The sequence below is a fragment of the Streptomyces sp. NPDC057136 genome (genome assembly GCF_042670885.1).
Classification (GTDB): domain Bacteria; phylum Actinomycetota; class Actinomycetes; order Streptomycetales; family Streptomycetaceae; genus Streptomyces.
Window position 1 is genome coordinate 41,766 of sequence record NZ_JBHUUV010000045.1, and the last position, 8,737, is coordinate 50,502.

The window sequence follows — 8,737 nt, forward strand, 5'->3', positions numbered from 1 at the left end:
CTCCTGCTTTGACCGGCGATGCACTTGCGCAGACGCGCCCATCGCCCGGTGAGGAGTGCGAACCAGCGTTCGCTGCGGCAGCGCAGAGCACAGCAGTAGTTCCCCATGTGCGGATGTCGATGTCGAAGGATCGCGACCGGGTGTGCCCGTGAGGCACAGCTCGGCCAGCACCTTCTCAACGGGCCGGAGAGAACTTCTCGATGGCGTATCCGAAAGCAGTCATCCCCTTCAGAGCACGGAGAGGCAATTCAGCATGGAAAGATTGGCACTCGACGCGGCGGAAATCAGCGCGGTCACGGAACTCCTCGACGCATTCGAGGGAGAGTTCGAGTCCCTCGATTCGGAGGGAGCAATGCACCGGGCCACGTTGCTCGCCCACGAACTGCCCCGCCGGATCAGGCTTCATCTCAACGCGTTCCGGCTGGAACAGCTCTCCGGTGTGCTGTGCATATCCGGCTACCAGGTCGACGAGAAGCGGCTCGGGCGCACACCGGCGCACTGGCGCGGTCAGGCGCAGCCGTCGTCGAGCCACCGGGAGGAGCTCCTCCTCATGATGTACAGCTCGCTGATCGGCGACCCGTTCTGCTGGGCGACGCAGCAGGACGGACGGCTGATCCACGACATCATCCCTATCCAGGGCCACGAGCACGAGCAACTCGGCTCCAGCAGCAAGGCGTTACTGACCTGGCACACCGAGGACGCCTTCCACCCGCTCAGGGGTGACTTCCTCTCGTTCGCGTGCCTCAGAAACCCCTACGGAGCCGCGACGACCGTCGGATACGCCGACGACCTGCGTCTGCCCGACGACGTCAGGGACGTGCTCTTCGAGCAGCGGTTCACCATCCGTCCCGACGAGTCCCACCTCAGCAAGAACAACTCCGTGGCCGACTCGGAAGCGTTCGAGGACATCGAGAAGATGCAGAGCAACCCCGAGCGGGTGGCCGTGCTCTTCGGCGACCCGGACCAGCCCTATGTCAGGGCCGACCCGTACTTCATGGGCGTGTCAGAGGACGACGACCAGGCGCGCTTCGCCCTGGACGCGATGTGCAAGGCGATGGACGAGGCCATGTTCGACGTCGTACTCGAAAGCGGGGACTTCTGCTTCCTCGACAACTTCCGGGTCGTCCACGGCCGTAAACCCTTCACGGCCCGCCACGACGGTACGGACCGCTGGCTCAAGCGGATCAATGTCACCGGCGATCTGCGCAAGTCACGCGCCGCCCGGGACGCCAGGGCGATCCGAGCGGGGGCCTGAACCGATGACACCCGTCGCACCCGTCGTAACCGGACCCGGAACGCAGACCACGAACAGCGAGGGCACCTCATGAGACTTCGGCCCGCGCCCCTTGAGGACTGGCTGCGTGACTCCTACTTCACCGCAGACATCGACATCAGTTCCAGCGGCGTCCACTCGTACTCCATGGCGGAGCTGCGCGACCTGACAGCGTTGCGCCACGAGGACCTCGACCGGCTGGTCTTCGACGACGGCTACTCCCTCGGCGCGCCCGCCGTGCGGGCCGCAGTCGGCAGGCACGCGGGAGGCGTCGACCCGGACAAGGTCATGACGACGAGCGGCTCCGGCGAGGCACTGTCCCTCGTCATGTCCGCCCTGCTGAGCGCCGGCGACGAGGTGGTCGTCGTCCAGCCCGGATACCACCTTCTTGTCGAGTACGCGATCGGCCTCGGCTGCACGATCAAGAACTGGAACCTCGACCCGGACCGGGACTGGCAGCCCTCCCTGGACGAACTCGCCGGTCTGGTGACCGAGCGGACCAAGGCGATCATCGTCAACTTCCCGCAGAACCCGACCGGTGTCACGGTCACCGAGGCCCAGCTGCAGAGCATCGTCGACCTCGCACGAAACGTCGGCGCCTACCTTCTGTGGGACGGCGCTTTCAACGACCTCACCTACGACACACCGCCCCTGCCCGACGTCTCCGCGCTCTACGAGCGGGCCGTCAGCTTCGGCAGCTTCTCCAAGTCGTTCGGGCTGCCCGGACTCCGCTTCGGCTGGTGCGTCGCACCTCCCGAGGTCCTGACCGACTGCGTCCACATCCGCGACTACACCACCCTTCATGTCTCGCCGCTCAACGAACTTCTCGCCCAGGGCGTACTGGAAAACGCCCAGTCCTTCATCCAGCCGCGTCTCGACCAGGCCCGCGCCAATCGGGCCCTGCTGCTCGACTGGGCCGCGGCGCACTCCGACGTCGTTTCGCTCGTAGCACCGTCCGGCGGTGTCAGCGCGTTCCCCCGCCTCATCGACGTGGCCGACGTCGATGCCTTCTGCGACGGGTTGTTCCAGAAGCAAGGGGTGCTCGTCATCCCCGGATCGTGCTTCGGCAGCCCTCAGCGCATCCGGGTCGGCTTCGGCGGCCGGACGGAACAGCTGACGGAGGGCCTGGAACGCCTCGCGGACACCCTGAAGGAGGCTCGTAGCTGAGCCGTACACAGCCCCGTCCCTCGCGCGAGCGACGTCCCTGTCCCTCGCGCGAGGGAGCCATGATCACTGTTGCGAGGGACGGCCGCGCAGAGGGCCGGCTGCCATAATGACCGGCGTGAACCGTGCGACTGCCTGGCGTGACAGCTGGACCGGAATGCTGCGGCGGACCGCGGAACTCCCGCGCAGCGCCGTGTTCATCTCGGTGCTGTGCGTCCTCGCGGTCGCCGACTCGCTCGCCGAGCTCGTCGTCCTCCGCGGATCGATCCCTCGGATGTTCGCGGACACCTCCCAGAGCGTGGTGCAGAGCGGCAGCGTCGTCGGGGTCCAACTGGCCATGGTCGTAGGGCTGTTGTGCCTGTGCACCGCGCTGCCACTGGCTCTCCTGCGGCCCATCCTCGCCGGATTCACGGTGACCGCCGCGAGCTTCGGCTCGCTCACGATCTTCCATACGCTGACGCTGGCAGGTTTCGCCGCTCAGCTGATCGCCCAGTACCGGCTCGGCCGCCGTGGAAACGTCCTGGCTGCGATGCTCCTGACCGCACCGTTCCTCGCACTGGCCCTCGCCGGGTCCACGGACACCGACTACCGGGTGCGCACGGTGCTCCTCGCCTCGCTGGCCCCGGTGGCCGCCTTCGCCGGTCTCGCCCGACGCACCAGGCAAATGGACCGGGAACACAACGCCATACGCGAAGTCATGGCCGGCAGTCAATGGGAGAACGCCGCCCGTGAGGAGCGCTCCCGCATCGTCCGCGAACTGCACGACGTCGTGGGCCACCACGTCTCCATGATCGCCGTGCAGGCCGAGACAGCCCGCGTGGCCACCCCCGGCATGCCCGCCGCAGGCAGTGAGCGGCTGCTCGGTATTGGCGACACCGCCCGCGCCGCCCTCACGGAGATGCGCCGCCTGCTCGGCGTACTGCGCGACGACACCGAGTCCGACACCGGTGGCGAGCGCAGGCCGCAGCCCGATCTGACCCAGCTCAACGAACTGCTCGACGAGGCCCGCAAAGCCTCCACCGCCACGATCCGCCTCATCCTCAGCGGTATCCCGCGCCCCATGGGCCCGGGAATCGAGCTGACCGCCTACCGCATCGTCCAGGAGTCCCTCACCAACGCCCGCAAGCACGCCATGGGCGCCCCGGTCGACGTAGAACTTCACTACGCCCACGACGCCCTGCACCTCAGCGTCCGCGACAACGGCCCCGGAGCGCCCCCCGCGACGCCGGACGGAGGTTACGGCCTGCTCGGCATGCGGGAACGGGTCGCCGCGGTCGGCGGACTGATCAGCACAGGTCCGGCGGACTCCGGTGGATTCATCGTCGAAGCCTCTTTCCCCGCCAAGCCAGAACGGACCACATGAGCTCCCCGCCGTCACCGATCCGCGTCGTCATTGCGGACGACCACCTGGTCGTCCGCACCGGATTCGCCGCACTCCTCGATTCCCAGCCGGAATTCACCATCGTCGAGACCGCCACCACCGGCGTCGACGCGGTCCGCGTCTGCCGCGAGGTGTCCCCGGACGTCGTCCTCATGGACATCCGTATGCCCGAGATGGACGGCATAGAGGCCACACGGCAGCTCATCGGCGAAACGCCCGACGGGGTGAAGGCTCCGCGCGTCCTCATCCTGACGACGTTCGACCTGGACGAGTACGTCTACGACGCACTGCGCGCCGGAGCCAGCGGCTTCCTGCTCAAGGACGCCACCGCCGAGCGGCTCTTCGACGCAGTGCGCGTCGTCGCCGCCGGAGAGGCCCTGCTCGACCCCGGGGTCACCCGCCGGCTCATCAGCGAGTTCACACAACTGCCTGCCAGGACCCCGGCCCAGCCGTCGCCGGGCCTGAAGATGCTCACGGCACGGGAGACCGAGGTACTGCTGCTCGTCGCCGATGGTCTGTCCAACGGAGAGATCGCCGCCCGCCTCTTCGTCACAGAGGAGACGGTGAAGTCACACGTCAGCCGCACACTGACCAAGCTGGGCCTGCGGGACCGCACCCAGGCCGTGATCGCGGCGTACGAAACGGGACTTGTCGTACCGGGATTCCGCAGGACCGACTAGGGACTTGGGGACTGGGGACTTGGGGGCTGGGGACTTAGGGACTTGGGGCTCTGGGGGCTTGCGGGCGCCCCTAGGGCCCTCTCGCGGTCCCTGCGGCCGCTGATGCGCGGGCGGGGCGATATTTCCTTTCCGAAGCCCCGCTTTGCCATACGTCGGATGCGTTCAACTGCGGCGCCGCGTCAGTTGAATACCGCAGGTGGGAACCCCGACCCGGCGCCGCCAACCGGAACCTATTGCCACTCCTGGGCGCTCTCATGGATGCTTGCGGCCGAGCGAAGCTGTGCCGCGTAGAACACCGTGTGAAAATTCCCGTGAGGAGAAGAGCGCTGTGAGAGTGACGGTGCGGGCGCCGGACGACGGAGAATTCGCCGACCCGTCGGAGGACGGCCATCGAGGTGGTGGCCCAGAGGGACATGAGGGAATTCGTCCCGGCACCATCCGGAGAATTGTTCCCTATGCAAAGCGGTATCGCTTGCGGCTGTCATTTCTCGTAGGTGCTTCCGCGCTCAGCGCACTCGTTACCGCAGCAAGTCCCCTGTTGTTCGGGATAGTTATCGACAAGGGCATCACCCCGGGCAAGATGGACATCGTGATCTGGGTTGCGGGCGCCCTTCTCGCACTTGCTCTGATCGATGCCATGACGCAGTACCTACAGGCCAAACTCTCCGCCCAGATCGGCGAAGGCCTCGTCTACGACCTGCGCACCCAGGTCTTCGAACACGTCCAGGCGCAGCCTCTCGGCTTCTTCACCCGAGCCCAGACCGGTTCGCTCGTCAGCAGGCTGAACACCGACGTCATCGGCGCGCAGCAGGCCATCACCGTTCTGATGGCCGAAACGGTGAACACGGTGCTGACTCTGACCCTGGTGCTCGCCGCGATGTTCTATCTGTCCTGGCAACTCAGCCTGGTGGCCCTGCTGATGGTCCCGATCTTCCTGTTTCCGGGAAAGGTCATCGGCCGTCGCATGCAGCACCTCGCCAGAGGGACCATGCAACTCAATGCGGAGATGGGCTCGTTGATGAACGAGCGCTTCAACGTCGCGGGTGCCATGCTCAACAAGCTCTTCGGACGCCCTGCCCGCGAGGCGGCCTACTTCTCCGAACGGGCCCGTGCTGTAAGGGACATCGGAGTGAAGACCAACGTCACAGCCCAGATGCTGGGCATCGTCATGGGCGTCACCGCATCCGTGACCCTCGCCCTGCTCTTCGGGTTCGGCGGTTCCCTCGTCGTCAAGGACGTCATCGCCCTCGGCACCCTCGTCTCCCTGGTCACGCTCGTCGGCCGGCTCTACACACCGATCCAGCAGCTGTCCAGCGTGCAGGCCAACGCCATGACCGCCCTCGTCAGCTTCGACCGGGTCTTCGAAATCCTTGACCTCGACCCGCTCGTCAAGGAGCGACCCGGAGCGATCGACCTGCCCTCCGTCGACGGCGGCACGGCACCGGACGTCTACTTCGACAGCGTCTCCTTCCGCTACCCCACCGCCGAAGAAGTCGCCCTGACGTCACTGGAGTCGACCACCCGCAGCGGCCCGGAGCGCGACGACAAGGGATGGGTGCTCGACGGCATCAGTTTCCGTGCACCTGCCGGAAAGCTCACCGCTCTCATCGGCCGGTCGGGCGCGGGCAAGACGACCATCACGAACCTGATGCCCCGCTTCTACGATCCCGTCTCCGGCTCCGTACGCATCGGCGGCCACGACCTCCGCGACCTCACCATGCAGTCTCTGCAGGACACGGTCGGCGTGGTCACCCAGGACGCCCACTTGTTCCACGACACGATCCGGGCGAACCTGCTGTACGCCCGCACCGACGCCACCGAGCCGGAACTGATCCAGGCCTGCGAGGCCGCACAGGTCTGGGGAGTCATCGAATCGCTCCCCAATGGCCTCGACACAGTCGTCGGAGACCGCGGATTCCGGCTGTCGGGTGGCGAGAAGCAGCGCGTCGCCCTGGCCAGGCTGCTCCTGAAGGCGCCCCCCGTGATCGTGCTCGACGAGGCCACCGCGCACCTGGACGCCGAGTCGGAAGTGGCCATTCAGCGGGCACTCAAGAGCGCGCTCAAGGGCCGCACGTCAGTGGTGATTGCGCACAGGCTCTCCACCATCCGTGAGGCCGACCAGATCCTGGTCATCGACGACGGCCAGGTCCGCGAATGCGGGACGCACGAGTCGCTGCTGGCCGCGGGGGATCTCTACGCCGACCTCTACCACACGCAGTTCGCCCGGCAGGCGACGGAGACGGACGAGGTCGTGCTCGGCACGGCCGGCCCCTCCAGCTGACGTCCGGCGCCGTCGGCGCTTACGCCCCGCGCACGCTTCCTGATCCATTCTTCTGCCCCCTTTCCGCCCATTTGCGATCCTTCCTGTCCCTTCCTGTCCCTTCCTGTCCCTTCCTGTCCCTTCCTGGGAAACACCTGAAGAGGAGACCGCCTTGCGTACCGTCAGTTTTGACTTCGAGACAGCCGAAGCCCGATTCAAGGTGCTCATCAACCACGAGGAGCAGTATTCGATCTGGCCGGCCGACCTGGAGGTTCCGGGCGGCTGGACCGAGACCGGAGTGTGCGCGTCAAAGGCCGAATGCGACGCATACCTGGAGGAGACCTGGACCGATATGCGGCCCAAGAGCCTCCGCATCGCGCTCGACGGTAAGTAGCGGGCCGCACAGAGATGCCGCACGTATTCACCAACGGCATTCGGCTCTCCTACGAACGGTCGGGCCGCGGTGAACGGGTCCTCATGATCATGGGGTCCTCGGCCGCGGGACGGGTCTGGACTCTGCACCAGACCCCCGCGCTGAACGAGGTCGGCTACCAGACCATCACGGTCGACAACCGGGGGATCGCCCCTTCGGACATCCCTCCGGGGAAATACACCCTCGATGACATGGTCGCGGACATCGAGGGCTTGATCGAAGCCCTCGATGCCGCACCCTGTCGCATCGTAGGTGTTTCCCTGGGGGCGATGATCGCGCAAGAACTGGCGATTCGCTCGCCCCACCTCGTCAGATGCGCCGTACTGATTGCCACCAAATCGCGTTCCGATGTCACCCGGGCGGCGCTGGGAGCGGCCGAACGGGCATTGCTGCAGAGCGGTGCAAAGCTGCCCGCCGATCACAACGCAGCCATGTCGGCGCTGCAGATGCTCTCACCCTCAACCCTCAACGACGACAAGGCCGTCTCGCTGTGGCTGGAGACCTTCCGGCTCTCGGGCGGCGAAACCTCGGTCGGGCAGTCATGGATCGAAACGGACACGGACCGCCGCGAGTCGCTTCGGAACGTTTCCGCGCCCTGCCGTGTCATCGCCTTCAGCGACGACTTCATCACCCCACCGCATCTCGCCGCCGAGGTCGCCGACGCGATCTCGGACTGCGATTACGTGGAGATTCCCAACTGCGGCCACTTCGGATACCTCGAACGTCCTGACGAGGTGAACGCGGCAATCATCGAATTCCTGGACAAGAACTAGCAGAACCGTGTGGGGGGCGTTATGAACGGTGAACTGGACTACTGGCGTAACCAATTGGCCGATCTGCCGGCACTTGAGTTGCCTACGGACCGGCCGCACATGCCAAGCCGGTTCACCGAGGTGGCAACCGTCGCATTCAGGGTGCCGACGCAGACCGCGCAACGGTTGCGCATGCTGGCCGATGAACACGGCACGACGCTTCCCGTGACGCTGCTCGCGGCCCTCAGTGTGCTCATCGGGCGGTATGCGGGGTCGGATGACGTGGCGGTGGTCGCAGGCATCGAAGATGCGGCCCTTGCCACGGGGCGCTCCGGCGTGACGGTCCAGCGTGCGGACCTGTCCGGGGAGCCATCGTTTGCGGAGCTACTGGGGCGGATGCGGCGGGGAGACGCAGTCGAGGGTGCTGCCGTCGATGCGGGCCGGGGCGTGCTGTCCGAGGAAGTGTTGGGCGCGCTGGCCACCGAGCGCACCGACTCTCGAAGCCCGCTCTTCCAGGTCTACTTCGGCTACGCCGGCCCGGAGAGCGACGGCTACCGGCTCTCCGGCGTGCTGGAGTCGGAGTTCGAGCTGGCGGTCCGCATCGGGGACAGCAGCGAGGGTTTGGTTGGCGAGGTTCAGTACAGCACCGGGTTGTTCGATGCGGCGACGGTGGGGCGTCTGGCGGGGCATTTGGTCACATTGCTGGAGGCCGTGGCTGCGGACGCGGGGCAGCGGGTGGGTGATCTGCCCGTCCTGTCGGCGGGTGAACGTGAGCAGCTGGTGGAGGGGTGGAA

At 66.5% G+C, this 8,737-nt stretch carries 8 protein-coding genes; all 8 read left to right on the plus strand.

Annotated elements, in window-relative coordinates:
* Positions 1–253 precede the first annotated feature (253 nt).
* Entirely contained in the window at positions 254–1,255 is a 1,002-nt protein-coding gene (gntD, locus tag ACFT7S_RS33940; RefSeq protein ID WP_382738769.1) for a guanitoxin biosynthesis L-enduracididine beta-hydroxylase GntD, read from the plus strand.
* A 69-nt stretch (positions 1,256–1,324) separates the two neighbouring features.
* Positions 1,325–2,440, plus strand: coding sequence for a capreomycidine synthase (gene vioD, locus ACFT7S_RS33945; protein WP_382738772.1), 1,116 nt, complete (start codon positions 1,325–1,327; stop codon positions 2,438–2,440).
* 115 nt (positions 2,441–2,555) lie between these two features.
* The gene (locus tag ACFT7S_RS33950) at positions 2,556–3,800 is read left to right on the plus strand and encodes a sensor histidine kinase (RefSeq protein WP_382738774.1); all 1,245 of its coding nucleotides are present in this window, start codon (positions 2,556–2,558) and stop codon (positions 3,798–3,800) included.
* Complete coding sequence (locus ACFT7S_RS33955; protein WP_382738777.1) at positions 3,797–4,498, plus strand: response regulator; 702 nt, start codon at positions 3,797–3,799, stop codon at positions 4,496–4,498. Before ACFT7S_RS33950 ends, ACFT7S_RS33955 begins: the two co-directional genes overlap by 4 nt.
* 538 nt (positions 4,499–5,036) lie before the next feature.
* Complete coding sequence (locus ACFT7S_RS33960) at positions 5,037–6,779, plus strand: ABC transporter ATP-binding protein (protein WP_382738780.1); 1,743 nt, start codon at positions 5,037–5,039, stop codon at positions 6,777–6,779.
* Between the two features lie 151 nt (positions 6,780–6,930).
* Positions 6,931–7,152: an MbtH family protein gene (locus tag ACFT7S_RS33965; RefSeq protein ID WP_382738783.1), complete on the plus strand. Its 222-nt coding sequence runs from the start codon at positions 6,931–6,933 to the stop codon at positions 7,150–7,152.
* A 14-nt stretch (positions 7,153–7,166) separates the two neighbouring features.
* Positions 7,167–7,964 (plus strand): alpha/beta fold hydrolase, encoded by a 798-nt coding sequence (locus tag ACFT7S_RS33970; RefSeq protein WP_382738785.1) that lies wholly within the window; start codon positions 7,167–7,169, stop codon positions 7,962–7,964.
* Positions 7,965–7,985: 21 nt separating this feature from the next.
* Positions 7,986–8,737, plus strand: a 752-nt coding sequence (locus ACFT7S_RS33975; RefSeq protein ID WP_382738788.1) for a condensation domain-containing protein, incomplete at its 3' end; no start/stop codon positions are given.

What these genes read in the sequence shown, in the direction of transcription:
- gntD (WP_382738769.1), top strand. Translation starts at nt 254, where the DNA reads ATGGAAAGATTGGCACTCGACGCGGCGGAAATCAGCGCGGTCACGGAA.
- ACFT7S_RS33970 (WP_382738785.1), top strand. Translation starts at nt 7,167, where the DNA reads ATGCCGCACGTATTCACCAACGGCATTCGGCTCTCCTACGAACGGTCG.
- vioD (WP_382738772.1), top strand. Translation starts at nt 1,325, where the DNA reads ATGAGACTTCGGCCCGCGCCCCTTGAGGACTGGCTGCGTGACTCCTAC.
- ACFT7S_RS33955 (WP_382738777.1), top strand. Translation starts at nt 3,797, where the DNA reads ATGAGCTCCCCGCCGTCACCGATCCGCGTCGTCATTGCGGACGACCAC.